The organism is Sphingosinicella rhizophila (genome assembly GCF_032378825.1).
In the GTDB taxonomy this organism is placed as follows: domain Bacteria; phylum Pseudomonadota; class Alphaproteobacteria; order Sphingomonadales; family Sphingomonadaceae; genus Allosphingosinicella; species Allosphingosinicella rhizophila.
Genome location: NZ_JAVUPU010000004.1, coordinates 227919 through 252938 on the forward strand (window position 1 = coordinate 227919; position 25020 = coordinate 252938).

Consider the following 25020-nt stretch of genomic DNA (forward strand, 5'->3'; position numbering starts at 1 on the left):
TTTTCTTTCCCCTGCTTACAGGCAGGCCGGCGAGCGGACCAGCCTCCGTCCGCCCGGTTCGTCCCGTTCAGTGAAAGTCCCGGCTCTTCACCCGGATCACGTCGCGGGAACGGGTGCCGGGAAGACCGGGCGGCTTCGCGCCCCTTTCGCCCCGGTCGGGTGAGCCGGGATGGGTGGCGGCGTCGCCCGGACCAGGGCGGTGGGGGAAGTGCATGTCGCCGACCGAGTGAAGCAATGGCGTCAGATCCTCGAGCCGGTCGGCGACGATATGGATGACCTCGCCTTCGCGCTGGACCATGCCGGTAACGCCGATCATCGCCGAAGATAGTACGATCCGCCGCTGCGCCTCGAACTTGCGCTGCCACAGGATGATGTTGGCGACCCCGGTTTCATCCTCGATCGTGATGAAGGTGACATTGCCCGCTCCCGGACGCTGCCGGACGAGGATGATCCCGGCCAGCCTTACCTTGCGGCCTTCCTTGATGGTGCGCAGGTCTGCACAGGCAACCATCTTCCTGCGTTCGAGCTCCGGCCGCAGGAAGGCCAGCGGATGGGCGCGCAGCGAAAGCTGGACGCTGCGATAATCCTCGACCACTTCGCGGCCGTCGGTCATCGGATCGAGCGTCACTTTCCTTTCCCTGTCCCCTTCGCCGCCGGCGGCGAACAGAGGCAGGGGCGCCTCCCCCAGCCCCCGCACCCGCCAGAGCGCCTGACGCCGATCGAGGCCGAAAGGGTGGAAGGCATCGGCATCCGCCAGCTTCTCCATGGCGGCGGCGGGGATGCCGGAGCGGCGCCAGACATCCTCGACCGAGACGAAGGATCTTTCCCGGCGCGCAGTGAAAATGCGCGCGGCATGGTCGTTGGAGAGGCCCTTCACCATGCGCAGGCCGAGGCGGATGGGGAGGAAGTCTTTTCCCATTCCGGGCGAATGGGAGGAAGATCCAGGCGGTGATTCCAAAATACAATCCCACTGGCTCCGGAGAATGCAGACCGGCCGCGCCTCCACCCCATGTTCCCTCGCGTCGCGGACGATCTGGGCGGGAGCATAGAAGCCCATTGGCTGGGCGTTGAGCAAGGCGGCGCAGAAGACGTCCGGATGGTGGCATTTCATCCAGGAGGAGGCGTAAGCGATCTTGGCGAAGCTGGCGGCATGGCTTTCCGGAAAGCCATAGCTGCCGAAGCCTTCGATCTGCTTGAAGGTCCGTTCCGCGAAATCGCGCGTATAGCCGTTGCGGATCATGCCGTTCACCAGCTTGTCGTAGAAATGGCTGACGCCGCCGGTGAACTTGAAGGTCGCCATCGACCGGCGGAGCGCATCGGCCTCGGCCGGCGTGAAGCCGGCGCCGACGATCGCCACCTTCATCGCCTGTTCCTGGAACAGGGGCACGCCCAATGTCTTCCTGAGCACCGCCTCCAGCTCCGGCTTCGGATATTCTGGCACCTCCTTGCCCTCCCGGCGGCGCAGATACGGGTGGACCATATCGCCCTGGATCGGACCCGGGCGGACGATCGCCACTTCGATGACGAGATCGTAAAATTCCTTGGGCTTCAGCCGCGGCAACATGCTCATCTGCGCCCGGCTTTCGATCTGGAAGACGCCGATCGTGTCCGCCTTGCGGATCATCTCGAATGTTGCTTCGTCGTCGTTCTGCAGATCCGCAAGACCGATCCTGGTGTCCTTGTGATCGCGCAGCAGATCGAAGGCGCGGCGCATGCAGCCGAGCATGCCGAGGCCGAGAATATCGACCTTCATGAAGGAAAGGGCGGCGATATCGTCCTTGTCCCATTCGATCACCCGCCGATCCTCCATCGCCGCCGGCGCGATCGGCACCAGATCGTCCAGTCGGTCCTCGGTCAGCACGAAGCCGCCCGGATGCTGGCTCAGATGGCGCGGCGTGCCGATCAATTCCCGGGCCAACCGGAGAGTGAGCGCGAGCCGAGGATCGTTCATGTCGAGATTGAGATCGCGGACATGGCGTTCGGCGACCCCGTCATTGGACCAGCCCCAGACCTGGCCCGCGAGAAGCCCGGTCAGATCCTCCGGGAGGCCCAGCGCCTTACCGACGTCGCGCACCGCGCCGCGGGAACGATAGCGGGTGACCACGGCCGTCAAGGCCGCCCGGTCCCGGCCATAATGGCGGTAGATCCACTGGATCACCTCCTCGCGCCGTTCATGCTCGAAATCGACGTCGATGTCGGGAGGTTCGTTGCGTTCTCCGGAAACGAAGCGCTCGAACAGCAATTCATGCCTGATCGGATCGATCGAGGTGATGCCGAGCAGATAGCAGACCACCGAATTGGCGGCGCTGCCCCGGCCCTGGCACAATATTTCCTCGCTCCGCGCATATTCGACGATCGCATGGACCGTCAGGAAATAAGGCGCGTAACGCAATTGCTCGATCAGCCGCAGCTCGTGCCTGAGCTGGGCTTCATGCGCGTCGGGCAAGCCATCGGGGAAACGGCTTCTCGCCGCCATCCGCACCCGTGCCTCCAGCACCTGCTGGGCATTGCTGCCTTCCGGAACCTCGCTCGGATATTGATAGCGGAGCTGATCGAGATCGAAACGGCAGCGTTCGGCGATTTCCGCGCTGGCCGCGATCATGTGCGGCCAGCGTTCGAACAGCCGCTCCATTTCGGAGGCCTTCTTCAGATGCCGATCGGCATGGCGTTCGCGGCGAAAACCCAAATGGTCGATCGTGCATTTCTCCCGAATGGCGGTGACCACATCCTGCAGCATCCGCCGTTCCGGCGCATGGAAGAGGACGTCGCCGGTGGCCAGGGGTCGCACCCCCGCGGCCCGCGCCATTTCGTCGAGCCGGTGGATCCGCATCATATCGCCCGGCCGCCGATGATAGGAGATGGCGGCATAAGCGCGATCGCCGAACAGATCGTGCAAACGGCCAAAGGCCGCCGCCGTCGCTTCATCGGCCTGCATGGTTACGAAAGCCGCGATCATGCCCTCCGCCGCGCCGGCAACATCCTCCCAGCCGATCCGGCACGCGCCCTTGCCGAGCCATTTGCCGTCGACCTTTTCCTGCGGCCGTCCGGCGGTGAGCAAGCGGGTGAGGCGCGACCAGGCCGAGCGGTCCTGGGGATAGAGAAGCAGGCTTTCGCCCGACACCAGATCGAGCCGGCAGCCCGGCACCAACCGCACCCCGGTCGTCCTGGCCGCATCCCAGGCCCGCACCATCCCGGCAACCGAATTGCGGTCGACGATGCCCAGCGCTCCGAGACCGAGATGGGCAGCGGTTTCGAACAATTCCTCGCAGGAGGAAGCGCCGCGCAGGAAGCTGAAATGGGTGGTGACCTGAAGCTCGCAATAGCCTCCCATCGGCAAGGCTTGATCTTTCATGATCATCCGAACAGACCGTGCAGATGCCAGCTGAGATCGCCGGTGCGGGGATCGATGCCGTCACCGCGCCGGAAGATCCAGAAACGGGCGCCCGCTTCGTCCTCCACCTGGAAATAATCGCGGACGGACTCGGTCTCCTTCGGCCTTCGCCACCATTCGCCGTAAATGCGCTCGGGCCCGTCGGCGCGGGCCACGGCATGGGCCTTGCCGCGCCAGGTGAAGCGGCGCGGCGGACCATCGGGTAGCAAAGCCACCACTTTCTCGATCGGTTCGGGACAAGCGAGCAGGCGCACCGGACGCGGCCATTGCCTTGGCCAGTCCGACGCTTCATCCAAAGGAGGGATGCGCCGCAGACTGCGTTCGGGAACGTCGCTCTCCATCGCGCTCAGCCGGAACAGGCGGCGCGCGCCGAGACGACCCGCCAGACGATCGATCAATGGCGCAAGATCGGGGGCGGGCGCATCGCCGGCTAGCGCGCCATGAATGGCGGCGGGGGCGAGCCTTTCGCAGCGCCGGGCGACGAGGCGCATGGTTTCGATCCCATAGCCTGGCTCGATCGTTTCGATCTTCGCGGCCAGCAACGACAGGAGGTGATCGGCATCGCGGGTCGCGCGGGCCATGCCCACCGCGACCTTCAGTTCGCGCCCGTCGATACGGTCACACAGCCATTCCAGCCTGCGCGCGGCGAGCCCCTGTTCGGTCAGCGTGCCGACGAGCGATGCGACCAGCCGGCGGAGCGCCTCGCCGATCGCCTCGGGCGTGGCGATCGGTTCGGCGAAACGCAAAAGACTGCTCGGCGGCTCCAGGGGAAGGATCGGACGAATCGCTTCGCCGGCATGGCCGAGGGCCTGGTCGAGCCGGGTCAGCAGCAAAGCGCCGAAGCGGCGGCCGAGCGGCGCGCGCGGCATGGCGACGAGATCCGCGATCCTTTCCAGCCCGAGGCGCCGGGCCGCGCCCAGCACCTCTTCTTCCACCCGCAAGGCCGCGATCGGAAGCGGTGCGATGGCTTCATGCTCCCGGCCGGAAGGACAGAGGATGAGCGGCTCCGCGCCATAGCGGGCCAAGGCATGGGCGGCGCCCGGGGTATCGGCAACGGCGATGCGCGCGGCCAAGCCGAGCCGGGCGCAGAAATGCAGGATGCGCACGCCCATATTTTCCTCGCCGCCGAACAGATGGGCCACCCCCTCCAAATCGAGCCACAGCCCGTCCGGGCCTGAAACGGCGGCACGCGGCGTCCAGCGGCGCGCGGCAAAGAAGGCAAGGCGATCCAGAAAGGCGGCATCCGCTGGTCGGTCGGCATCCACGACCTCCAGGCCAGGAAGGAAAGCGCGGGCGCGGGCGAGCGGCATGCCCGGTTGCGCCCCCAGTCGGCGGGCGACCGGGCAGGCGGCGGCGATCGTCATCCGCTGGCCGACATGTTCGACCGTGACCAGGGGCTTTTCCTCCTCTTCCGCCCGGCGGAGCGCGGAATCGGCGCGGGAAATATCGTGGAAGGCGATCCTGGCGGCTTCGGTCCTGCGGCCCAGCTCCCGCATCGGCGGACGCTGATGGCGGGGAAGCGCATCGATCTGCTTCTGCCTTTCCTCCCGCGCCCAGCGCGCGCCCGGCCGCCATCCGCCCCCGCGCGGACAGGAGCAATCTTCGGGGCGTCCGTCTTCCATTTCCTCCCCCTCTTTCCCGAGGAAGGCGGACCGCGTCAGCGGTGGTGGGGTCAGCGGTGGCGCGATCTCCTTGGCCGTCAGACCCTCCGCCCTTCTTCGAACCGCCTCCCTTCCCTGCAAAAGCAGGGCAGGATCCAGAAGATCAGGCCGCCCGCCTTTCGCCTGGTTCGGCCGCAACCGGTCGGTCGGCAGATAGGGCAAATAGAGCGAGGCGACCCTCGGCATTGCAAGACTCCATGATCCATTGAAAGGGCGCGCCGCCCCTCTGGCGGGCGAGTTCGACATGCCAGCGCGGCCGCCCCACGCCGGGCACCGGCAGCGTTTCCGACGGCGCGCAGGCGATCCGCCAGCGCGTCACCGCCGCCGACGGCAAGGCCAGCGGATCCTGGCCGCTCCGCCGCCAGCGTTTCAGCATCAGCGCCATCACGCCCTTTTCCTCGGCGGCAAGCTGCAGCCTGCGGGTCGCTGCCATCGTCACCCGCCCCACTTCGCCGACGACGGCGGCAAGGCCGCCATGGCGCAGCCCTTCCTCCATCACCGCCAGCACATCTTCGTCACGGCCACATTCGGCATGAAGAAGGCGATCGGGACCGAGGCCTACCAAAGCCAGGCCCGGCGCGAACAGATCGGGCCGGCCCAGCGCCCACAGCACCGTGCCCGTCCGCCGGGCGGCAATGCCCGCGGCAAACAAGGTGGCGGCGGCATCGTCGCTGAGACTGGCGCTGGCGCCGGCCACTTCGTGCAAGGCCGCCGCCGCCAGGCCGCCACCGGCCAGGCGGCGGTCGATCTCGTCCAGGCCGAAGGACAGCAAATCCCGATTTGCGCCGCGGCCGGCATCTTCGATCGCCCGCACCGACAAGCGCAGGGCGGCCAATCGCTCGATTCGGGCAGAAGCTGGAAGCATACGACTCACTGACTCTTTTGTTCTCATTATGTTCCGACTTGCGCCGCAAAGAGTCAAGCGGGTGGCAAGGCCGGCTCGACCCCGCTAAAATCGCCCCAGTGTCGACCAATCCCATCCAAATGACAGCGCCCGCATCCGCCGAGGCAAGGGGCTGGCAGCCGCCCCGGCTGCAGCAGCAGCCTTTCTTCGAGGACAAGAATCGCGCCTTCTGGATCCTCCAGTCGGCGGGCTGGGCGGGCTATTTCATCCTCCGCACCCTGGGCGGGATGAGCAATGCGATGGGGTGGACCTATGTCTTCCACACCGCATTGCTGACCGCGACCGGCTATTCGATCACATTGCTGATGGGCGCAGCCTTTCGCCGCTTCATCAAGCTCCGGCCGGTCATCACCTGGGCGGTGTCGGTCGCCCTGGTCCTGGTCGCCGCCGCCGCATTTTCGGCGATCGAGACCTGGAGCTATGCCACCTTTCTCAGACCCGGCTCGCGGCCGGTGGGACTGGAATTCCTCAGCTCGATCCTGCTGACCTTCTCCCTCCTCGCCGCCTGGGCGGCGCTTTATTACAGCATCAATTATTATCTCCTGCTGGAAGAGCAGAGCGACCGGCTGCTGCGGCTGGAACATCAGGCCAGCTCGGCCCAGCTGGCGATGCTGCGCTACCAGCTCAACCCGCATTTCCTGTTCAACACGCTGAATTCGATCTCGACGCTGGTGCTGCTGAAGCAGACCGAACGCGCCAATGCGATGCTGTCGCGGCTGTCATCATTCCTGCGCTACACATTGGTCAACGAACCGACCGGATCGGTGACGGTCGCCCAGGAGGTCGAGACCCTGAAACTCTATCTCGAAATCGAGAAGATGCGCTTCGAGGATCGGCTGCGGCCCATTTTCGACATCGATCCCGCCGTATCGCTGGCCCGGCTGCCGTCGCTCCTGCTCCAGCCATTGGTTGAAAACGCCATCAAATATGCGGTAACCCCGCAGGAAGAAGGCGCGGATATCGAAGTCGTGGCGCGCCGATCGGGCGACCGCGTGCTGATCACCGTCAGCGACAGCGGGCCCGGTGCGGAGGACCATTGGGTCAAGGCGCAGGAATCGACCGGAGTCGGTTTGGCCAATATTCGCGACCGTCTGGCGCAAGCCTATGGCGCCAACCATCGTTTTGAGACCGTATCGAACCTAAGGGGAGGCTTTCGCGTTACAATCGAGATCCCATATCAAGTCGAAGCATCCGAGGAACTTAAATGACCATTCGCACCATCCTGGTCGATGACGAACCGCTTGCCATCCAGGGCTTGCAGCTGCGCCTGCAGGCGCATGGCGATGTCGAGATCGTCGAAACATGCAGCAACGGCCGCGAGGCCATCAGGGCGATCAAGACCCACAAGCCCGATCTCGTCTTCCTGGACATCCAGATGCCGGGCTTCGACGGCTTTTCCGTAATCCAGGGGCTGCTGGAAGTCGAGCCGCCCCTGTTCGTCTTCGTCACCGCCTATAGCGACCATGCCATCCGCGCCTTCGAGGCCCAGGCGGTCGACTATCTGATGAAGCCGGTCGAGGAAGACAGGCTGGCCGACACGCTGGACCGGGTCCGCCAGCGCCTCGCCGAGAAGCGCGGCGTCGAGGAGGTGGGGCGCCTGAAAGAAGTGCTCGCCGAAGTCGCGCCCGACGTCGCCGAGCATGTCGAAGGGGTCGAGGACGCCCATTCCTCCAACCGCTACGAAAAGCTGATCAACATCAAGGACCGCGGCCAGATCTTCCGCGTCGACGTGGATTCGATCGAGAAGATCGACGCGGCCGGCGACTATATGTGCATCTATACGGGCGACAATACACTGATCCTGCGCGAGACCATGAAGGATCTGGAAAAGCGCCTCGATCCGCGCCGGTTCCAGCGGGTGCACCGGAGCTGCATCGTCAATCTCGATCAGGTCCGGCAGGTGAAACCCCACACCAATGGCGAATGTTTCCTCGTCCTCGACAGCGGCAGCCAGGTGAAGGTCAGCCGATCCTATCGGGACGTTGTCGCCCGCTTCGTTCATTGACGACGATGCGGGCATGAACCCTCGCGTGGAGCAGGCGAAGCCTTTCGCTTCGCTCCACCGCAAGGGCGGCCCGTTCATCCAGTTCAACATCCGGGAGGCCGGCCGCGCCAATCCGCTCGCAACCGGCCGCCGGTCGGTCGCGGTTGCGCAAGGTTATGTGGATGGCGAGAATATGCCGCTCGACCTCGTGCCTATTAATCTGCCGCGGATCGTTGCGGCGGTACCGCTTCATGGCGCCGGTCCGTGGCGGAGCGCGACGCAGACCTTGGCTAAGGCGACGCGAACGGCGCATCAGGGAGGCTGAGATGGCGGCGATCAAGGGATTGGGCGGCATTTTCTACAAAGTCGAGGATCCGGAGCGGACCGGCCGATGGTATAAGGAGATGCTCGGCCTCAGCGGCCAATGGGGGCTCTGCTTTCCGTGGAGCGCGGAAGCGGGAAAGGACGCGTTCAGCCTCCTGTCGCCCTTCAAGGCCGACAGCGACTATTTCGCGCCGAGCCAGGCCGGTTTCATGATCAACCTCCGGGTCGACGATCTCGACGCCTTCGCCGAAGAGCTGGAGGCCAACGGCATCGAGATAATCGGCCGCCAGAACGAGGATTATGGCAAGTTCGCGTGGATCCTCGATTGCGACGGCATCAAGATCGAGCTTTGGGAGCAGATCGGGCCGGCACCGCCCGGCTGAAGATCATTTCAAGCCGGGCGAAGGCGCAGGCGCCGCATCCTGGCGCCGGGACCGGAGCGTCGCGGGCATCAGGCTCGACCCGGACTTCATGACGTTCCTGCGGAACAGGCTCGCGGCAAGCTTGATCGTCAACCAGGCCCAGAGCATTTGCCACAGCAAAGCGAGGAGATGGGGCCAGAGCTCCGGAGTCTGGGCAGCTCGAGCGACCATCGCCATTGGCGAACTGAACGGAAAGAGCGCAGCCGCTATTCCCAGCAGGCTGTTATAAGGTCCGACCGCTAAGGAGGCGAACAGGAAGAATAGAAGCTGTGCGATCGTGATCGGCATCGACAAGGTCTGAACCTCCCGTATCGACATTGCCTGAGAACCGATTCCGAGAAAGGCGGCGCCGAGCAGGGTATAGCTGGAGCCGTAATAGATAAGAACGAGCAGCACGAAGAGTGGCCAACCGACGGCGGGCTCAGGAAGACTGCCGCCACCTGGCAGGGGCCAGAGATGCAATCCGACGGCGGCTGCCGCAGTCCATACGGTAATCCCGACGAGCGACACGGCGAGCATCCCGAACAATTTGCCGACAAAGATCGCATCCACCGGCACGGCGGCCGCCAGCACCTCGATGACCTTGTTCGACTTCTCCTCGATCAGGTTGGAGAGCAACATGCCGGCGAGCAGCAAAGTCAGGGTGAACAGCAAAAGCTGTCCGGTGCGGGCGGTCAGTGAGCGCGATGCCGCAAGCGAGCCCGCCGATTCCTGCACCCTCACCAGTTCGACCGTCGTGGGTTGCCATGGAATTTTCGCGCTGGCGACCGCCTGATGTTGCCGCGCCTCCTCGATGATCATGGCCATCCGGGTGCGGATCGGGCTATTCTCCTGGATCGCGCCGGTCAGTTTCGACTTGGCGATGCCCCCGGTCAACACAGCGAGAATGCGCTTGTCGCGGGATTCCAGAAGATCCTTCACCTGCCCTTCGATGACGTAATCAGGCTCGGCATGGACGAGTTCGGGAAGCATATCCTGGCCGAAGCTGGGGTTGAGCCGCGCACGCGCTGCCTCAATTAGCTGGAACTCCGCCTTGTCGGCGATAACCGCCACGATCGGGCGCGTGTCCCGCCGCGCCATGTTTTCCGTAGTGTCGCCGAGCATCACGCTGAACCCAATGATCAGCAAGGGCCCGGCCAGGAAAAGGAGAAAGGTCTTGGACATGACCGTCGCGACGAAGTCGCGGCGTCCGATCACATAAGCGGATTGAAAGAGACCCATCATCAGGCGGCTTCCCTTCCGGCGCCTTCATTCTCCATTTCGCGCGCAGCCTCTGGCCCGGCTATGGCGACAAAGGCGTCGTGCAAGCCGGGCCGTTCGATCGAAAGCTCTTCGATGCCGGCACCGCCGTCGATCAGCGCCTTGAGCAAGGGTTCGATTCCCTCGGCCGGCATGTCGAAGCACCAGAAGCCGTCCTTCAACCTGGCGTCGGCGGGAAGGGCGACCTTCCAGGCGCCGTCCGCCGACCGCGTCCTCAGGCGGACCTGCGAGCTGAGGCGATCGCGGGCATCCGCGACAGGGCCTTCGAAACGCAGCTTGCCGCCCGCGATAATCGCGATCCGCTCGCACAGCCGCTCGGCATGCGCGATGACGTGGGTCGAGAATATGATGGTCGCGCCATTGGCCGCCTCTTCACGAATAAGATGCTCCAGCCGCCCCTGGTTGATTGCATCCAGGCCCGAAAAGGGTTCGTCCAGCACGATCAGCTTGGGCTGGTGAACGATCGTTCCGAACAACTGAACCGTCTGGGCCATGCCCTTGGAAAGGCTCTTGATCGGCTTGTCGATATAGTCGCCCAGACCATTGTCCTGCAGCAAGCCTTCCGCGCGGCGGCGGCCGACATCCAGCGGCAGGCCGCGCAGCGCACCCATGAAGGCAACGGCGTCGCGGGTCGTCATCGCCGGATAGAGGCCGCGCTCCTCCGGCAGATAGCCGACGATGCGCGCGGCCTCGAGCGGCCGTTCGAAACCGAGCAGGGTGCGATATCCCCGGTCCGGATTGATGATGCCGAGCAGCATGCGCAGCGTCGTCGTCTTGCCGGCGCCGTTCGGGCCAAGAATGCCGTAAATGCTTCCTTCGGGAACGGCGATGTCGATCCCATCGACAGCTCGTTTTCCGTCAAAGGTCTTGTAAAGACCCTTGGCTTCGATCGCTAGATTGGCCCCCACCGTCTAGAATCCCCTTAACAGTTTCAATGTGCTAGCGAGAGTCGATGACGGAAAGCAAGCCAAAGCTGCGCCATCGGCTGGAGCAAGAAGCGAAGCGGCTTGATTTTGCGGCGATCGGAGTGACCGGCGCCGATGCCGCGCCGCAGGCCGCAGGACGGCTGCAGGCATGGCTCGCCGCCGGAGCCCATGGCGACATGATCTGGATGGAAGAGACGGCACAGCGCCGAGGCTCCCCGGCCGGCCTGTGGCCGGAGGTGCGGTCGGTGATCTCGCTGGGCATGAGCTATGCCCCGGCAAACGATCCGCTCGCGCTCGCCGGTCACAGCGATATCGGCCGCATTTCCATCTATGCGCAAGGCGCCGACTATCACGACGTGGTCAAGCGGAACCTGAAGGCGCTGGCGCGCTGGCTGGTGGACGAGGCCGGCTGCGCACTGAAGGTTTTCGTCGACACCGCGCCGGTGATGGAAAAGCCGCTGGCCGAAGCGGCCGGGATCGGCTGGCAGGGCAAGCATAGCAACCTCGTCAGCCGCCGTGACGGCAGCTGGCTGTTCCTCGGCGCCATCTATACAGATCTGGACCTGGGCGAGGACCTGGCGCCGGACACGCCGCATCGCGTTCGTTGCGGGAGCTGCACCGCCTGTCTCGACGCCTGCCCGACCGATGCCTTTCCAGCACCGTTCCAGCTCGACGCCCGCCGCTGCATCTCCTATCTCACCATCGAGCATAAGGGCCCGATTCCGCACGAATTGCGTGAGAAGATGGGCAATCGGATCTATGGCTGCGACGATTGCCTCGCAGTCTGCCCCTGGAACCGGTTCGCCGACAGCGCGCGGCGCAATCTCGCCTTCATTCCCCGCGCCGAGCTGGTCGCCCCGGCGCTTGCCGATATTCTCGCCCTGGACGACGCAGGCTTCCGCAAGGTCTTTGCCGGATCCCCGATCAAACGGATCGGCCGCAACCGCATGGTCCGCAATGCGGCCATCGCCGCCGGCAATAGCGGCCGCGCCGATCTCCTGCCCGTCCTCGTCCCGCTGGTCTCCGATCCCGATCCGGTCGTCGCCGAAGCCGCGTCCTGGGCGATCGGCCGTCTTTCCGGCCGTCAGACGTTGCACGGGACCGAACGCCAGTGCGTCAGCGCGCCTGCTGCCGGCGGCTGAGCGCGGCGATGCAGGAGGCACGGTCCATGTCGCGGCCGTCCGGAAGGCGCGCGTCGACATAGGTGACGACCGCTTCGCCGCCGCCGCGCCTGGGATAGAGATAGGTGTCGAGCACGCAGACCGGGCTGGCGAACTGGAGCTTCCGGGCAGTGCCCTCGCGGACGTCGAGATCGGGCTTGCCGAACTGAGCCTCCAGGGCGCGGGCAGTGCGGCCGACGACATTGCCCAGAATCGGTTCCGCAGTCGGGACTTGCCGGGCCGGTTCCTGCATCGCGGGCGGGCGTTCGGTGGTGCTCGGCACGCAGCCGGCCAGCAGCACGGCCAGGGCGAGCGCGGCCGAATGTCCTTTGGCAGATGTGGGCCGCAGACGGCCAGACCGTCCGGCGGGGCCGAGGACAGATGCCCTCATGCACTTTTTGCCCGTGCGTCCGGACATTCGATCAGTCATCCCGCCTCCGATGGAATAAATGGGTTGCCATGGCGGCGCCTAGCACAGGCGCTAGCAGGTTGGCGAAGGGGATCATGAACAGGCCGGTCGCGGCGAGCCCGAGCAGGGCGCGCCGGCCGCGCGTGGCCGCGAGCCATGAGGCAAGCGCTTCGCCCCGGAAATGGCGGACCGCGACCATTTCGCCAAGGTCGCGGCCGAGGACAAGCGCATTGACGGCCAGGAACAGCAGGAAGGTGCCGACCCCGGTCACCAGCAGCAGCAGGTAGAATGGAAAGGCGAGAAGGTTCCAACCGATCATCCGGCCGGCCGAGCGGAGCCCCAGGATCAGCGACGGCCCGAACGGCAGGTTGCGCCCAGCCGCCGCCGGATAGTGGCGGACCTCGACGGCCTCGACAACCTCATCCGCGAACAGGCCGACGACGCCGATGGCCACCGCCGGAAACAGAAACCACAGCCCTGCCAAAGCGAGCATCGAGGCCGCGACGGCCCCGCCGCCGGCGCCGATTTCGCACCGGAAATCGAGTGGGCCAATGCCGCAAGGATTGGTTCCGGTCAGCAGCCAGCCGGCCAAGGTCGCGATCGCCGCGAAAAGGAGGATGGTCAGCGCCAGCGACTTGGCCAGCACACGAAGGATGTGCGGATCGCCGAGCTGGGCGATCGCAAGCGGGAAGGCGGCAAACATGGCGGCTCGACAATAAGGATGCATGCGGCTGGCCGCCACCGGTTGATCATCGCAGGTCCGCCGGTTACGTGCGCTGCCTTTCCGGCAGATTTCCTGCACATCGGGGGTAATCACATCGTGTCAGACGCTCGGCTCGACATTCTCGCCATCGGCAACGCCATCGTCGATGTCCTCGCTGCGGCGGACGACGCCTTCATCGAGCAGGAGGGTCTGGACAAGGGATCGATGCGGCTGATCGATGCGGAGGAGGCGACGCGTCTCTACGGGCGCATGGCGGCAGGCCGCGAGATCAGCGGCGGATCCGCCGCCAACACCGCCGCCGGCATCGCCATGCTGGGCGCGCGCGCCGGCTTCGTCGGGCAAGTCGCGACGGATCAGCTTGGCGAAGTCTTCAGCCACGACATCCAGGCGATGGGCGTCGAATTCTCCACCCCCCCGATCGACGCCGACATACCGACGGCGCGCTGCCTGATCCTGGTAACGCCCGATGCCCAGCGGACCATGAACACCTTCCTCGGCGCGGCGCAATATCTGCCCGCCGGCGCGATCGACGAGCGGCAGGTGCGCGATGCTGCGATCCTCTATCTGGAAGGCTATTTGTGGGACCCCGAACAGCCACGCGCGGCGATGGAGCGGGCCATCCTCATTGCCCGTGAGGCCGGCCGGAAGGTCGCCTTCACCCTGTCCGACGCTTTCTGCATCTCGCGCCACCGCGCGGATTTCCAGGGCCTGATCGACGAGGGCAGAATCGACATATTGTTCGCCAACGAGGCGGAGATCCTGTCCCTGACCGGGGCGGGATCGTTCGACCAAGCCGTCGCGGAAGTCGCGCCGAAGGTTCCCACACTGGTCGTCACGCGCAGCGGTCTGGGCGCGATCGGCGTGGAGGGCGGGACCCGGGTCGACGTGCCGGCCGAACCGATCGAAGAGATTGTCGATACCACGGGAGCCGGCGATCTGTTCGCGGCCGGCTTCCTGGTCGGCCACGCGCGAGGCCGTTCCCTGAAAGACAGGTTGCGAATGGGCGCGATCGCCGCGGCAGAGATCATCTCCCATTATGGCGCGCGGCCGGAAGCCGATCTCCGGGCGCTGATCCGCGCACGTTTGGGTTAAGTTCGCCCATAGACCGGATCGGAGCGGATTTTCCCGCACCCGGCCTTGGCGCCGCGTCAGAGAATTTCATACGATCTGACGGTTGCGCCTCCCGTCAGGCATGGGGTGCTCCAGTCCTGGATGGGCCGCAGCCGCCCAATGGACATTCAAGTTCCCGCGGCCAAAAAAAGGCCAAAAAAAAGGGAGGCCGAAGCCTCCCTTTTTCCGGTCAGGCCTTGGGATCGGCAGGCGGAGTGATGCCCATCGCCGGCATCGCCTCCGGATCGTCTTCGTGCAGTTCGATTATGCCCTTGCCCACATGGCTGGAGCGATAACCGTACAGGAAGTAGATAACGAGACCGATGGCCCCCCACGCCGGAAGCACGAGCATGGCCGCCGCCGGGAGATTGAAGAAGAGGAAGAGGCAGCCGCCGATCGTCAGCGGAGCAACGAGCCACAAGGCCGGGACCTTGAAGGGACGTTCGCGCTTCGGATCCCGTCTCCGCAACAACCAAACCGCGACCGCCACCATGGTGAACGCGTAGAGTGTGCCCGCATTGGCGATGTCGGCGAGTTGTCCAACCGGCAGGAAGGCGGCTGCGAAGGCGACAACCGTGCCGGTGATGGCGGTGACGACGTGCGGGGTCTTCCACTTGGGATGCACGTTGGACAGGACCTCCGGCAGCAGGCCGTCACGCGACATCACGAAGAAAATGCGGGTCTGGCCAAATAGCAGGATCAGGATCACCGACGGCAAGGCGAGAAAGGCCGCGTAGCCGAGCATGTTGCCAACAGTGCCGAAGCCGATCGTCCTCAAGACATGCGCCAATGCTTCGTTCGAGCAGACCAGCGCATCCGCATATTGCGGCATGGCGCATTGCCGCGCGAGTTCGGGCGTACCGACGGTAAGCGGCCCAGTATCGCCCATGATGGGCTGGCCACCGATCGTCCCGACCGCCCCGGCCGCGACCAGCATGTAGAAGACGGTGCAGATCGCAAGACTGCCGATCAGGCCGATCGGAACATTGCGTTGCGGATTCTTGGTTTCCTCGGCCGCCGTCGACACGGCGTCGAAGCCGACATAAGCGAAGAAGATCGTCGCCGCAGCGCCGACGAGGCCGACGCCCGAGCCGAAGCCGCCAAACACGCCCGCAGGCAGGAATGGGCTGAAATTAGCCGCTTCGGCACGCGGGATCGTGAGAGCGATGAAAGCGGTGAGGGCCGTGATCTTGATCGTCACCAGGACGGCATTGACCCGCGCACTCTCGGTCGTACCGATCATCAGCAGCCAGGTGACCAGCAAGGCGATGACCACCGCCGGAAGGTTGATAAGTCCGCCCTCCGCTCCGCCGAGCGCCAGAGGTCCGGCCGAAAGGTAGGTGGGCAATTGTATCCCCATACTTTCGTAGAGGATGGTATTTACGAAATAGCCGGACCAGCCCACCGAAACCGCACTGGCCGCCACCGCATATTCAAGTATGAGCGCCCAGCCGACCGTCCAGGCAAGCAATTCCCCCATCACCGAATAGGTATAGGTATAGGCGGAACCCGCCACGGGAATCATCGAGGCGATTTCCGCATAGCATAAGGCCGCGACGACGCAGACGGCGCCGGCGACCACGAATGCCAGCATGAGGCCCGGACCCGCTTTTTGCGCCCCGGCCGCAGTCAGCACGAAGATGCCCGTGCCGATTACGCATCCGATGCCGAACAAGGTCAGCTGGAAGGCGCCCAGAGTCCTGGGAAGCGATTTTTTCCGTGCTGTCGCGAGGATGGCGTCGAGAGGCTTTACGCGCCCGAAAATCATGTGCGTCCCCTTGAAAATGCGGCCTTGCCGCTTGGTGTTTATGCAGCGGGGGAACCTAGCTGGTAATTGAAGACGCGCAACCGATTAGTGCAAGGTCGGGTTTCCCGGATCGGTTCCGCGCGCGCAGGGCTGCTATCCAGCCCGAAATTCCTCCATCCGTCGCACGCTCCGCCAACATTGCGTGACGCCTCTTACCGCACCAGCATCGGTCCGAGGCCCCGCCCCCCGAAAATGTGGACGTGCAGATGCGGCACTTCCTGGCCGCTGTCCGATCCGGCATTGGCGAGCAGCCGATAGCCGGGCGCGACCAGCCCCTGTTCGCGTGCGACATGGCCGACGGCGCGGACGAAGCCCGCAATCTCCTCCACCGGCGCATGCGCCGAGAAATCATCCCAGGACACATAGCGCCCTTTCGGAATGACCAGGATATGGACCGGCGCCTGCGGGTTGATATCGTGGAAGGCGAGCGCATGTTCGTCCTCGTAAACCTTCCGAGACGGTATCTCGCCGCGCAGGATTCGCGCGAAGATATTATCGTCGTCATAGGCCTGGGTGGCATCGATCGGCATATTCTCCCTCCGTCGCACGCTTCATGCTCCAAATCCCACATTAAGCGCAACGCGCTTGACCGGCGCACTCGCAACGTTACCAATCGCTCCATGAACGACGATGCGGCCGACAGCCTGATTCCCTATGATGAAATCGTGCAGGAGGCGCTGCGTGCGGTCGTCGGCCGGGTGCTGGGCGAGGTCGAGGAGACCGGCACGCTCCCCGGCGACCATCATTTCTATATCACCTTCAAGACGCGCGCGGCCGGCGTCGACATCCCGACTCATCTCAGCGAGCGATTTCCCGACGAGATGACGATCGTCATCCAGAACCGCTTCTGGGACCTCAAGGTCGGCGACGCCGGGTTCGAGGTCGGCCTCAGCTTCAACCAGGCCCCGGCCCGGCTGGTCATTCCCTTTGCGGCGGTCACCGGCTTTGTCGATCCTGCCGTGAATTTCGCGCTCCAATTCCAGGCCCAGGTCGAGGAAGGCGGCCTCCAGGATCATGACGAGGCCGAGAATGATCATCCCGTCGCCGAGCCGGTCGAGGATGGATCGAACGTGGTCTCGGTGGATTTCAGCCGCAAGAAATGAAGCGGGCCCGGCATGCCGGGCCGCCTGTGTCGCGTATCCATGCTTTAGAGAGGGCGGAATACGCCACAAGCTGCCGGCCGACGCCGGCGTGACCAGATAGGCCAGCACACATGTCCACCACGACCCGTGTCGAAACCGACAGCTTCGGCCCGATCGACGTTCCGAGCGACGCTTATTGGGGCGCCCAGACACAACGGTCCATCCAGAATTTCCCGTTCGGGCCGCGCGAGCAGATGCCGCTGGAAATCGCCCATGCTCTTGGCTTCGTGAAGCAGGCGGCCGCGCGGGTGAACGCCCGATCCCGCGGCCTGGACGCCGAGATCGCCGAGGCGATCCAGCAGGCCGCCGGCGAAGTGGCGGCGGGGCTTCATGACGATCAATTTCCGCTCGTCATCTGGCAGACCGGCTCCGGCACCCAATCCAACATGAATGCCAATGAGGTGATCGCCGGCCGCGCCAACGAAATCCTCACAGGCCAACGCGGCGGCAAGAGCCCGGTCCATCCCAACGACCATGTCAACAAGGGCCAGTCTTCCAACGACAGCTTCCCGACCGCGATGCATGTTGCCGCCGCCCGCACCATCCACAAAAGGCTGCTTCCCGCCTTGAAGAAGATGCATGAGCGGCTCGCCGCCCAGGCCGCCGCCTGGGACCATATCTTCAAGATCGGCCGCACCCATTTGCAGGATGCGACGCCGCTGACGCTCGGCCAGGAATTTTCCGGCTACGCCGCCCAAATCTCCGACGGAATCGAACGTGTGAACGGCGTCCTTCCGCGACTCCATCGCCTGGCCCAGGGCGGGACCGCGGTCGGCACCGGGCTCAACGCCCCGGCCGGCTTTGCCGAGGATTTCGCGATCGAGATCGCTCGTCTTACCCAGCTTCCCTTCACCAGCGCGCCCAACAAGTTCGAAGCGCTCGCCAGCCATGACACTTTGGTGGAAGCGTCCGGCATCCTCAACGTCCTCGCCGTTTCCCTGTCGAAGATCGCCAACGATATAAGGCTGCTCGGCTCGGGGCCGCGCTGCGGGCTGGGCGAGCTCAAGCTCCCGGAAAACGAGCCCGGCAGCTCGATCATGCCCGGCAAGGTCAATCCGACGCAGGCCGAAATGCTGACCATGGTCGCCGCCCAGGTGATGGGCAATCATGTCGCCGTCACCGTCGGCGGCCTGCAGGGTCATATGGAGTTGAACGTCTTCAAGCCTTTGATCGGCGCCAATGTGCTGCGATCGATCGACCTGCTGTCGACCGGCATGGAGAGCTTCACCGAACGGACGCTCGATGGCCTGGAGCCGGATGAAAAGCGTATTTCCGAACTGCTGAACAGGTCGCTGATGCTTGTGACCGCCCTCGCCCCCGAAATCGGTTATGACAATGCGGCGAAGATCGCGAAGCATGCGCACACGCACGGACTGACGCTGAAGGAAGCAGGTCTTGCACTGGGACTGGTCGACGAACAGACCTTCGATCGGGTTGTTAAGCCGGAGACGATGGTCGGGCGGTGATGAAGGCGATTATTGCGCGAGATTGGAAATCATTCGTGCTCCGGTGCCGAATTAGGGACATTGACCCTCACGCTTCCAATACCTCATCATCACCTGATGGTCGCCTTATCGGCTTCTCTTGATCGTTTCATTTCGGCTGAACAACGTTTTTGCTAATCTATTCGTAACCCGCTGCCGATATTGAGGCAGGCACATGGGGCTATTGACGGCACAGCAATGGGTGGAGCGACGGGAGCCGCGGACGAAGGTCCTCATTGCGATCCGGGTGCGCGGCGACGGCCTGGCCACCGAGGCATGTCTGCGCGACGTTTCGAGCCGCGGCGTGCTCGTGCAGACCGGCAAGCCTCCGCCGCGCGGCACGATCGTCGAACTGATCGGCCCGTTTCAGCCGATGGTCGGGCGGGTGGTCTGGAGCAGCGGCCGCCGCTTCGGCGCCGAGCTCAGGGAACATCTCAACGTCAAGGCATTGACCACGGGCAGCCTGGACCGCCGCCGCCTGGATGCCGAGGCGGCAAGCGCAGGCGGTGTCGACCGCCGCGCCAGGGCGCCTGCCAGGCAAAGCTGTTTGCGGGTGGGGCCCTGGCTTCAGAAAGGCGCCGTGATGCTGATCGGGGCGACCGTGGCGATCAGCATGGCCTTGATCGCCTATGATGCCCTTGCCGATGCGACCCAGTCGGTTCAATCGGCGCTGACGGACCCGCCGGCGCCCTCAAACCCGTCCGAGCTCGGCCCGTAATCACCAAGGCGTCGCCATGTGCCGAAAGATGATGGGCGGCCCGGGCGTCACTGGGCCTGCCAGGCGCGGATCGCATCGACGGGTGCCACCAGCATCAGGACATTCAAGCTCAGATTGTCGCGGATGACGAGCAAGGTCAGCAGTTCGAACCCGATGGCGATCGCGACCGTCAGCCAGACGGGAAGGCGGCGGGCGAGGGCGAAGCCGATCACCATCCAGCCTATGTCGGCGATCGAATTGACGACGCTGTCGCCATTATAGCCGAGCGCCATCGTCGCCTCGCGATAGCGGTCGATGATGAACTGGCTATTTTCCAACAGCTCCCACCCCGCTTCGATCAGAATGGCCGCGAGCAACCGATCCCCGGCGGGATTGCGGCGCAGCACCAGCCAGCCGGCCCAATAGAAAAGGAAGCCGTGGATGATATGACTGGGCGTGTACCAATCCGCGAGGTGCTGGCTATTGTCGGCGCTCTGCACCGCACCGGTCCATAATTTCACCTCGCCGCAGGTGCAGATGGGCGGACGGCCCATCCAGATCAGGATCATGGCAGCGGCCGCGACCAGGGCCAAAGCGATCAGCCAGTAACGGCGTTCGATCAGCGGGATCATTCCTCCAGCATCTCCCGAAGCTTGAGCGCGGTGCGCCAGTTCCGGCTGGTCCAGCCGCCCTTGCCGGCGCTGCCGAGCTTCGAACGGCCGGCACCGTCCCCGAAGAAGAACCAGATCGCGTCGCCGGCGACACGCACCTTTTCCCTGGGGCTCGCCCGCGCGCGAAGCGCGTCCACCTCAGCCTTGCCGGGTTTCCCCTTGCCGACCGCGATCATGACGAGATGGGGGTGGGCCCTGCTCTCGTCGGGCAGCGGGTTCGACGCGACATAGGCCTGCCATTGTGCGGCGCTGCGGACGATCACGTCCACGGCGAAGCCGAAATGGCCGGCAATGGCCTCTTCCAGCAGCGTCTCGAGCGTGCGGGCATCCTTGACCGAGGCGAAGACCAGATTGCCGCTGGCGACATAAGTGCGAACATCCGCAAGGCCGATGCCCTCGGCGACCCGGCGCAGATCGGCCATCGGCAGCCTGCGATGGCCGCCGACATTGATCCCCCTCAACAGCGCCACGAACCTCGCCATGATCCGTCCCTAATTCAGATACCCATCCATGCCTATGCCCGCTACCCAAGCCGCTTGACGCGCCCCCGCCGCGTCCACCAATAGCGGGCATGGCGAACAATCCACTTCAACGACGGGGAGTGCTCTTCGTCCTTTCGAGCCCCAGCGGCGCAGGCAAGACCACCATCTCGCGCATGATCCTGGCGAGCGACGACGGCATCGGCCTTTCCGTTTCCGCCACGACGCGTCCGATGCGACCCGGCGAGGTCGACGGGCGCGATTACCATTTCGTTTCCAACGAGGCGTTCGAGGCCCTGGTCGCCGAAGGCGAGTTCCTGGAATGGGCCCATGTCTTCGGCCATCGCTACGGCACATTGCGGCGCGAGGTGGTGAAGCAGATCGAGGCCGGGCGCGACGTGCTGCTCGATATCGACTGGCAGGGCACGCAGCAGCTCAAGCAGGTCGATCCCGACATCGTCCGCGTCTTCATCCTTCCACCGTCGATGGAGGAACTGGAGCGGCGGCTTCGATCGCGCGCCACCGACAGCGCGGAAGTGGTGGCGAGCCGGATGGCGCGGGCCAGCGTCGAGATCAGCCATTGGGCGGAATATGATTATGTCCTGATCAACGACGATGCCGAACATTGCCGCAAGCTGGTCCACACGATCCTCAAGGCGGAGCGGCTGAAGGCCTCCCGCCGCGTCTTCCTCCATGATTTCGTCCGCGGGCTGATCGGTTGATCGATTGGCCGGGATATTTTGCCCGTGCCGCTCGCTTGGGTTAGGATGCGGGCAATAAAGACAACAGGGAGAGTGACATGGTGCGCCTCATCATCGGATCGGCCGCGGCGGCGGTCGCAATGTTCGTCCTCGGCTTCCTGCTCTACGCCACCCCGCTGTCGCGGCTCGGCTATGCCAGTCTCAGCAACGAACAGGCCGCGGCCGTCCAGCAGGCGATGGCGGCGAACCTGCCACGGACCGGAACCTATGCCGTCCCCGGCATGGACACGGCGGAACAGACCAACATGTATTCGCGCGGGCCGATCGCGACCGTCCATTACAATACGGACGGCTTCGCGGCGACCGACCCGGCAATGCTGGCCGGCGGCCTGGTCTTCTATTTCGTGGTCGCCCTGATCATCGGCCTCGCCTTGATCGGCATCGACCGGCGGGTGCCCGACTTTCCGTCGCGGGCGAAACTGGTGATCGCGTTCGCGGTCGCAGCTTCGGCTCTTCTCCATTTGAGCGAGCCGATCTTCTACCGCCACGATTGGGGTCATTTCATCTATCTGTTCATCGCCGACGCGATCCTGCTGGCGGCGGGCGGCCTCGTCATCGCGCGCTGGTTCCTGGCCAAGGCGGATGCGGCCATGCCGGGGGCGCCGACGGACGTTTAGCCGGAAGGCTTCTTTCTACAACAGCCGCAGGAACCGATAGGCCGCCTCGAACTCCTGCCGCCGGGCTTCCAGTGTCGCGGCGGCGAGTTGGTCCTGGCCCCATGTTTCGGCCTGCCAGCTTTCGTCGAGGGCGGCGGCCGCCCAGGCGGCGTCCAGCCCGATCGCGCCTTCGTCCAGCGCCAGCGCGATCAGCAGCGAGCCGGCGATCGTGACGAGGGGCGAGAGGCCGGCCAGCCGGAATGCGTCGCGCGCAGTCACCGCCCGGCCGAGCTGCTCGATCGTGCGGCCTGGCTGCGGCCGGTGCATGATGCCGCAGACGATCTCGAAATCGACGTCGAACCTCTGCCGCCCCCAATCCAGCAGCCCGTCCCAGGCCTCGGCCTGACGCTCCACCAGCGCCTGCGGCCCCTCGGCGCGATAGCAGAGGAGATCGCTTTCGCCGTAGCGGGCGAGGGTGGAAGCGAAGGCGGCGGGATCGGGCAGGACCCGGTCGATCGCCGCATTGGCGAGGCCGGTGAAGGGCATGGTGCGCGGATCGATACGCTCGCCTTGGCGGTTCCATTCCTCCGCGATCGCGCCGCCAAGGGCGTCGCCCGGTACGACGAGGCTGTTGCGGTCGGGCGTCTTCACCGGGCGCCCGTCGAGCAGGATCCGGTATCCGTCCTCGGCAGGCGCCGCCTCGGCCTGCTTGTAGAAGCGCTTCATTCTCCGGGCGGCGTCCGCCAGCGCCGCGCCAGCATCAAAGGCCCGCCGAAACTTGCCGCCAGGCCGAACAAGGCGATCGGGAAGCCGAGCACCGAACCGCCCTCGCGGATGAAATCGGTCTGCCAGACGAAAAGCCCGAACAAGACGACGATCGTGCCGGCGATGCGGGTGATGTTGATGATGATGAAGCGGTTCCGCCAGGTCGCTTCGTCCACGGGTCCGCCAGGATTCATGTCATTATCATTTCAGGAAGCTGGGAAGGGTGATCGGCCAGGATATGCGCACCGGCCGCGAGAAGATCCTGCGCGCCATGATAGCCCCAGGTGACGCCGACCGCGCGCGCGCCCGCCGACCGGGCCATCGCCATGTCGTAGCTCGTGTCGCCGATCATCACCGTGGTTTGCGGCGCGGCGCCGGCATCGGCCATCGCCTGCTCGATCATCGACGGATGCGGTTTTGAAGGATGGCGGTCGGCTGTCTGCAGGGTCACGAAACGGCCCTTTATGCCGTGGCAATCGAGGCAGTGGCCGAGGCCGCGATCCGATTTTCCCGTGGCGACGCCGAGCAGCCAGCCTTCGGCCTCCAGCGCCGCAAGCACCTGTTCGACGCCGTCGTAGAGCGGCTCTTCGACGAGGCCGTCGCGCCGCAACTGCTGAAACGCGCTCTTATAGCCTTCGACCAGTTCGGCATGGAGTTCCGCCTCCGCGCCGGGAAGGAGGACCTGCATCGCGTCCATCATGCTGAGGCCGACGAGGCGCCTCGTCCGCTCGCGCGCGGGCGCCTGCATTCCGGCCGCCACGAAGCAGCTTTCCATCGCCGCGCAGATGCTCGCCTGCCCGTCGACGAGGGTGCCGTCGCAATCGAATATGGCGAGGCGGTTCATCGCGCACGCCCCCGCGACCGCCGCTCGCCCTTGCGCTCCTTGCGGCGGGCCTTGGCGGCGGCATTGGCCGCGATGCGCTTGCCCGCCGGAGTCTCGCCGAATTTGGTCTCGTCGAGGGGCAGGTCGCCCAGCGAGAGATCGAAGCCGAGATTGGCCATGCTTTCGGCGAAATGGGCGGGAAGATCGGCCATCACGTCGATGCGGCCCCCGTCAGGATGATCGATGCGCAGGCGCCGGGCGTGGAGATGGAGCTTGCGGCTGATCGCCCCGGTCAGGAACGCTTCCTGACCGCCATATTTGCCGTCGCCGACGATCGGGTGGCCGATCGCCGCCATATGGACGCGCAGCTGATGGGTGCGGCCGGTGTGCGGCTGCAGCTCGACCCAGGCGGCGCGGCTGCCGGCGCGCTCGATCACCCGATAGCGGGTGCGCGCCGCCTGCCCCTCGGCTTCATCGACATGCATCTTTTCGCCGCCCGAGCCCGGCTGCTTGGCGAGCGGTAGATCGACGAGCCCGTCCTTCACCTCCGGAACGCCGATCACCAGCGCCCAATAGACCTTGCGCGCCGTCCGGCCCGAAAAGCTCTTCGAGAAGAAGGCGGCGGCGCGCGCCGTCCGCGCCACCAGCAGCACGCCCGAAGTATCCTTGTCGAGGCGGTGGACAAGCTTGGGCCGGGCGCCCGCTTCGTCGGCGAGGCCATCGAGCAGTCCGTCCAGATGTTCGATCGTCCTGGTGCCGCCCTGGGTCGCGAGACCCGGCGGCTTGTTGACGACGATCGCCTGATCGTCGCGGTGGATCACCATCTCGTTGACGAAGGCGACCTGATCCTCCGTGAGCGCGCGGCGATCGGCTTTCGGGCGAGGCGCGGCAGGCGCTTCGGCCGGCGGCACCCGGATGATCTGTCCCGCCTCGACGCGGTCGCCGGGGGCCGCCCGCTTGCCGTCGACGCGGAGCTGGCCGGTCCGCGCCCAGCGCGAGACGATGTTGAAACTGGCATCGGGAAGGTTGCGCTTGAACCAGCGGTCCAGCCGCACGCCATCATCGTCGGCGGCGACGGTGAACTGGCGGACCTGGTCGCTGGCGGCCGGCATCGTCACAGCAGCGACCTCGTCAGCCAGAAGCCGGCATAAAGAAGGAGCAGAGAGGCGAGGACGGAAAGCAATGCATAACCGGCCGCGGTGCCGAATGCGCCGCGCTCGATCATCGCGAAAAGATCGAAGCTGAAGGCGGAGAAAGTGGTGAAGCCGCCCAGCAGGCCGACGCCGAGCAGCAGCCAGAGCGGCCGATCCCGCACGCCTTCGCCGAACAGGACCCCCGCCAGAATCCCCATCAACAGGCCGCCGAGCAGGTTCACCGCCAGCGTGCCCCAGGGGAAGCCGGGGCCGAAGAGGCGGAGCAGCATGCGGCCGAGCTGATAGCGAAGCCCCGCCCCGACGGCGCCGCCGAACATCACGAGAAGGAGCTGTGGCATGGCCGCGATGTAGCGACGCGGGCTAAGG

27 protein-coding genes are annotated in these 25020 nt (G+C 65.2%); 11 read left to right on the plus strand and 16 right to left on the minus strand.

The window, feature by feature from the left end; all coding sequences use genetic code 11:
• Positions 1–67: 67 nt before the first annotated feature.
• Genes RQX22_RS09620 through RQX22_RS09630 form a run of 3 tightly spaced genes read right to left on the minus strand, consistent with a single transcriptional unit; the run spans position 68 to position 5878 of the window.
• Positions 68–3331 (minus strand): error-prone DNA polymerase, encoded by a 3264-nt coding sequence (locus RQX22_RS09620; RefSeq protein WP_315726285.1) that lies wholly within the window; start codon positions 3329–3331, stop codon positions 68–70.
• Positions 3332–3354: 23 nt separating this feature from the next.
• The gene (locus tag RQX22_RS09625; protein WP_315725918.1) at positions 3355–5238 is read right to left on the minus strand and encodes a DUF6504 family protein; all 1884 of its coding nucleotides are present in this window, start codon (positions 5236–5238) and stop codon (positions 3355–3357) included.
• Entirely contained in the window at positions 5156–5878 is a 723-nt protein-coding gene (locus tag RQX22_RS09630; protein ID WP_458309541.1) for an ImuA family protein, read from the minus strand. The genes RQX22_RS09625 and RQX22_RS09630 overlap by 83 nt, the downstream gene beginning before the upstream one ends.
• A 158-nt stretch (positions 5879–6036) precedes the next feature.
• On the opposite strand from RQX22_RS09630, the gene RQX22_RS09635 reads away from it, so the two are divergent.
• From RQX22_RS09635 to RQX22_RS09650, 4 genes are read left to right on the plus strand one after another with little or no spacing between them, the layout of a single operon-like run.
• Positions 6037–7164 carry a sensor histidine kinase gene (locus tag RQX22_RS09635; RefSeq protein ID WP_315725921.1) on the plus strand — a complete coding sequence of 376 codons (1128 nt, stop codon included), beginning with the start codon at positions 6037–6039 and terminating at the stop codon, positions 7162–7164.
• Positions 7161–7961 (plus strand): LytR/AlgR family response regulator transcription factor, encoded by an 801-nt coding sequence (locus RQX22_RS09640; RefSeq protein ID WP_315725924.1) that lies wholly within the window; start codon positions 7161–7163, stop codon positions 7959–7961. Before RQX22_RS09635 ends, RQX22_RS09640 begins: the two co-directional genes overlap by 4 nt.
• Before the next feature lie 13 nt (positions 7962–7974).
• Positions 7975–8265, plus strand: coding sequence for a beta/alpha barrel domain-containing protein (locus RQX22_RS09645; RefSeq protein ID WP_315725926.1), 291 nt, complete (start codon positions 7975–7977; stop codon positions 8263–8265).
• 1 nt (position 8266) lies between these two features.
• Positions 8267–8647, plus strand: coding sequence for a VOC family protein (locus RQX22_RS09650; RefSeq protein ID WP_315725928.1), 381 nt, complete (start codon positions 8267–8269; stop codon positions 8645–8647).
• A gap of 3 nt (positions 8648–8650) precedes the next feature.
• On the opposite strand, the gene RQX22_RS09655 is transcribed toward RQX22_RS09650, so the two are convergent.
• Positions 8651–9910, minus strand: coding sequence for an ABC transporter permease (locus RQX22_RS09655; protein WP_315725929.1), 1260 nt, complete (start codon positions 9908–9910; stop codon positions 8651–8653).
• Positions 9910–10854, minus strand: a complete 945-nt coding sequence (locus RQX22_RS09660) for an ABC transporter ATP-binding protein (protein ID WP_315725931.1) — start codon at positions 10852–10854, stop codon at positions 9910–9912. Before RQX22_RS09660 ends, RQX22_RS09655 begins: the two co-directional genes overlap by 1 nt.
• A 44-nt stretch (positions 10855–10898) precedes the next feature.
• On the opposite strand from RQX22_RS09660, the gene queG reads away from it, so the two are divergent.
• Positions 10899–12014, plus strand: coding sequence for a tRNA epoxyqueuosine(34) reductase QueG (queG, locus tag RQX22_RS09665; protein WP_315725934.1), 1116 nt, complete (start codon positions 10899–10901; stop codon positions 12012–12014).
• On the opposite strand, the gene RQX22_RS09670 is transcribed toward queG, so the two are convergent.
• Together RQX22_RS09670 and RQX22_RS09675 are read right to left on the minus strand one after the other, a co-directional pair.
• On the minus strand, positions 11989–12423 hold the full coding sequence (locus RQX22_RS09670) for a hypothetical protein (RefSeq protein WP_315725936.1): 435 nt from the start codon (positions 12421–12423) through the stop codon (positions 11989–11991). The two genes, queG and RQX22_RS09670, sit on opposite strands and share 26 nt — an antisense overlap.
• A gap of 31 nt (positions 12424–12454) precedes the next feature.
• Positions 12455–13144 (minus strand): EI24 domain-containing protein, encoded by a 690-nt coding sequence (locus RQX22_RS09675; RefSeq protein ID WP_315725938.1) that lies wholly within the window; start codon positions 13142–13144, stop codon positions 12455–12457.
• 117 nt (positions 13145–13261) lie between these two features.
• Between RQX22_RS09675 and RQX22_RS09680 the strand changes: the two genes are divergently transcribed.
• Positions 13262–14257, plus strand: coding sequence for an adenosine kinase (locus RQX22_RS09680; protein WP_315725940.1), 996 nt, complete (start codon positions 13262–13264; stop codon positions 14255–14257).
• Positions 14258–14465: 208 nt separating this feature from the next.
• Here RQX22_RS09680 and RQX22_RS09685 read toward each other — a convergent pair whose 3' ends face one another.
• Both RQX22_RS09685 and RQX22_RS09690 read right to left on the minus strand, forming a co-directional pair.
• Positions 14466–16043 (minus strand): amino acid permease, encoded by a 1578-nt coding sequence (locus RQX22_RS09685; protein WP_315725942.1) that lies wholly within the window; start codon positions 16041–16043, stop codon positions 14466–14468.
• A gap of 191 nt (positions 16044–16234) precedes the next feature.
• Positions 16235–16612 carry a histidine triad nucleotide-binding protein gene (locus RQX22_RS09690; protein ID WP_315725944.1) on the minus strand — a complete coding sequence of 126 codons (378 nt, stop codon included), beginning with the start codon at positions 16610–16612 and terminating at the stop codon, positions 16235–16237.
• A gap of 90 nt (positions 16613–16702) precedes the next feature.
• Here RQX22_RS09690 and RQX22_RS09695 point away from each other — a divergent pair, with 90 nt between their 5' ends.
• The 3 genes from RQX22_RS09695 (at position 16703) to RQX22_RS09705 (ending at position 19426) form a co-directional block, all read left to right on the plus strand.
• Entirely contained in the window at positions 16703–17185 is a 483-nt protein-coding gene (locus RQX22_RS09695) for an SspB family protein (protein ID WP_315725946.1), read from the plus strand.
• Between the two features lie 110 nt (positions 17186–17295).
• Positions 17296–18690: a class II fumarate hydratase gene (gene fumC / locus RQX22_RS09700; protein ID WP_315725948.1), complete on the plus strand. Its 1395-nt coding sequence runs from the start codon at positions 17296–17298 to the stop codon at positions 18688–18690.
• Between the two features lie 193 nt (positions 18691–18883).
• Complete coding sequence (locus tag RQX22_RS09705; RefSeq protein ID WP_315725950.1) at positions 18884–19426, plus strand: PilZ domain-containing protein; 543 nt, start codon at positions 18884–18886, stop codon at positions 19424–19426.
• A gap of 47 nt (positions 19427–19473) precedes the next feature.
• Here the strand turns inward: RQX22_RS09705 and RQX22_RS09710 are convergent, their stop codons facing one another.
• Entirely contained in the window at positions 19474–20037 is a 564-nt protein-coding gene (locus RQX22_RS09710) for a DUF2585 domain-containing protein (protein WP_315725952.1), read from the minus strand.
• Positions 20034–20558, minus strand: a complete 525-nt coding sequence (locus tag RQX22_RS09715; protein ID WP_315725954.1) for a DUF1697 domain-containing protein — start codon at positions 20556–20558, stop codon at positions 20034–20036. Before RQX22_RS09715 ends, RQX22_RS09710 begins: the two co-directional genes overlap by 4 nt.
• A gap of 89 nt (positions 20559–20647) precedes the next feature.
• Between RQX22_RS09715 and gmk the strand changes: the two genes are divergently transcribed.
• Both gmk and RQX22_RS09725 read left to right on the plus strand, forming a co-directional pair.
• Positions 20648–21277, plus strand: a complete 630-nt coding sequence (gmk, locus tag RQX22_RS09720) for a guanylate kinase (RefSeq protein ID WP_315725956.1) — start codon at positions 20648–20650, stop codon at positions 21275–21277.
• A gap of 77 nt (positions 21278–21354) precedes the next feature.
• A complete protein-coding gene (locus RQX22_RS09725; protein WP_315725958.1) occupies positions 21355–21933 on the plus strand; it encodes a hypothetical protein in 579 nt (192 codons plus the stop codon).
• 15 nt (positions 21934–21948) lie between these two features.
• On the opposite strand, the gene RQX22_RS09730 is transcribed toward RQX22_RS09725, so the two are convergent.
• The 5 genes from RQX22_RS09730 to crcB are packed head-to-tail and all read right to left on the minus strand — an operon-like array spanning position 21949 to position 24992.
• Positions 21949–22638, minus strand: a complete 690-nt coding sequence (locus RQX22_RS09730) for an ATP12 family chaperone protein (RefSeq protein ID WP_315725960.1) — start codon at positions 22636–22638, stop codon at positions 21949–21951.
• Positions 22635–22871, minus strand: a complete 237-nt coding sequence (locus tag RQX22_RS09735) for a hypothetical protein (RefSeq protein WP_315725961.1) — start codon at positions 22869–22871, stop codon at positions 22635–22637. The genes RQX22_RS09730 and RQX22_RS09735 overlap by 4 nt, the downstream gene beginning before the upstream one ends.
• On the minus strand, positions 22868–23521 hold the full coding sequence (locus RQX22_RS09740) for an HAD-IA family hydrolase (RefSeq protein WP_315725962.1): 654 nt from the start codon (positions 23519–23521) through the stop codon (positions 22868–22870). The genes RQX22_RS09735 and RQX22_RS09740 overlap by 4 nt, the downstream gene beginning before the upstream one ends.
• A complete protein-coding gene (locus tag RQX22_RS09745; protein WP_315726287.1) occupies positions 23518–24612 on the minus strand; it encodes an RluA family pseudouridine synthase in 1095 nt (364 codons plus the stop codon). The genes RQX22_RS09740 and RQX22_RS09745 overlap by 4 nt, the downstream gene beginning before the upstream one ends.
• 2 nt (positions 24613–24614) lie before the next feature.
• Positions 24615–24992, minus strand: coding sequence for a fluoride efflux transporter CrcB (gene crcB, locus RQX22_RS09750; protein ID WP_315725964.1), 378 nt, complete (start codon positions 24990–24992; stop codon positions 24615–24617).
• Positions 24993–25020: the final 28 nt, after the last annotated feature.

Coding starts and splice junctions, on each gene's coding strand:
- RQX22_RS09620 (WP_315726285.1), bottom strand. CDS start 3,331: ATGGGAGGCTATTGCGAGCTTCAGGTCACCACCCATTTCAGCTTCCTG.
- RQX22_RS09625 (WP_315725918.1), bottom strand. CDS start 5,238: ATGCCGAGGGTCGCCTCGCTCTATTTGCCCTATCTGCCGACCGACCGG.
- RQX22_RS09635 (WP_315725921.1), top strand. CDS start 6,037: ATGACAGCGCCCGCATCCGCCGAGGCAAGGGGCTGGCAGCCGCCCCGG.
- RQX22_RS09640 (WP_315725924.1), top strand. CDS start 7,161: ATGACCATTCGCACCATCCTGGTCGATGACGAACCGCTTGCCATCCAG.
- RQX22_RS09645 (WP_315725926.1), top strand. CDS start 7,975: ATGAACCCTCGCGTGGAGCAGGCGAAGCCTTTCGCTTCGCTCCACCGC.
- RQX22_RS09650 (WP_315725928.1), top strand. CDS start 8,267: ATGGCGGCGATCAAGGGATTGGGCGGCATTTTCTACAAAGTCGAGGAT.
- RQX22_RS09655 (WP_315725929.1), bottom strand. CDS start 9,910: ATGATGGGTCTCTTTCAATCCGCTTATGTGATCGGACGCCGCGACTTC.
- queG (WP_315725934.1), top strand. CDS start 10,899: ATGACGGAAAGCAAGCCAAAGCTGCGCCATCGGCTGGAGCAAGAAGCG.
- RQX22_RS09670 (WP_315725936.1), bottom strand. CDS start 12,423: ATGAGGGCATCTGTCCTCGGCCCCGCCGGACGGTCTGGCCGTCTGCGG.
- RQX22_RS09675 (WP_315725938.1), bottom strand. CDS start 13,144: ATGTTTGCCGCCTTCCCGCTTGCGATCGCCCAGCTCGGCGATCCGCAC.
- RQX22_RS09685 (WP_315725942.1), bottom strand. CDS start 16,043: ATGATTTTCGGGCGCGTAAAGCCTCTCGACGCCATCCTCGCGACAGCA.
- RQX22_RS09690 (WP_315725944.1), bottom strand. CDS start 16,612: ATGCCGATCGATGCCACCCAGGCCTATGACGACGATAATATCTTCGCG.
- RQX22_RS09695 (WP_315725946.1), top strand. CDS start 16,703: ATGAACGACGATGCGGCCGACAGCCTGATTCCCTATGATGAAATCGTG.
- fumC (WP_315725948.1), top strand. CDS start 17,296: ATGTCCACCACGACCCGTGTCGAAACCGACAGCTTCGGCCCGATCGAC.
- RQX22_RS09705 (WP_315725950.1), top strand. CDS start 18,884: ATGGGGCTATTGACGGCACAGCAATGGGTGGAGCGACGGGAGCCGCGG.
- RQX22_RS09710 (WP_315725952.1), bottom strand. CDS start 20,037: ATGATCCCGCTGATCGAACGCCGTTACTGGCTGATCGCTTTGGCCCTG.
- RQX22_RS09715 (WP_315725954.1), bottom strand. CDS start 20,558: ATGGCGAGGTTCGTGGCGCTGTTGAGGGGGATCAATGTCGGCGGCCAT.
- gmk (WP_315725956.1), top strand. CDS start 20,648: ATGGCGAACAATCCACTTCAACGACGGGGAGTGCTCTTCGTCCTTTCG.
- RQX22_RS09725 (WP_315725958.1), top strand. CDS start 21,355: ATGGTGCGCCTCATCATCGGATCGGCCGCGGCGGCGGTCGCAATGTTC.
- RQX22_RS09730 (WP_315725960.1), bottom strand. CDS start 22,638: ATGAAGCGCTTCTACAAGCAGGCCGAGGCGGCGCCTGCCGAGGACGGA.
- RQX22_RS09735 (WP_315725961.1), bottom strand. CDS start 22,871: ATGAATCCTGGCGGACCCGTGGACGAAGCGACCTGGCGGAACCGCTTC.
- RQX22_RS09740 (WP_315725962.1), bottom strand. CDS start 23,521: ATGAACCGCCTCGCCATATTCGATTGCGACGGCACCCTCGTCGACGGG.
- RQX22_RS09745 (WP_315726287.1), bottom strand. CDS start 24,612: ATGCCGGCCGCCAGCGACCAGGTCCGCCAGTTCACCGTCGCCGCCGAC.
- crcB (WP_315725964.1), bottom strand. CDS start 24,992: ATGCCACAGCTCCTTCTCGTGATGTTCGGCGGCGCCGTCGGGGCGGGG.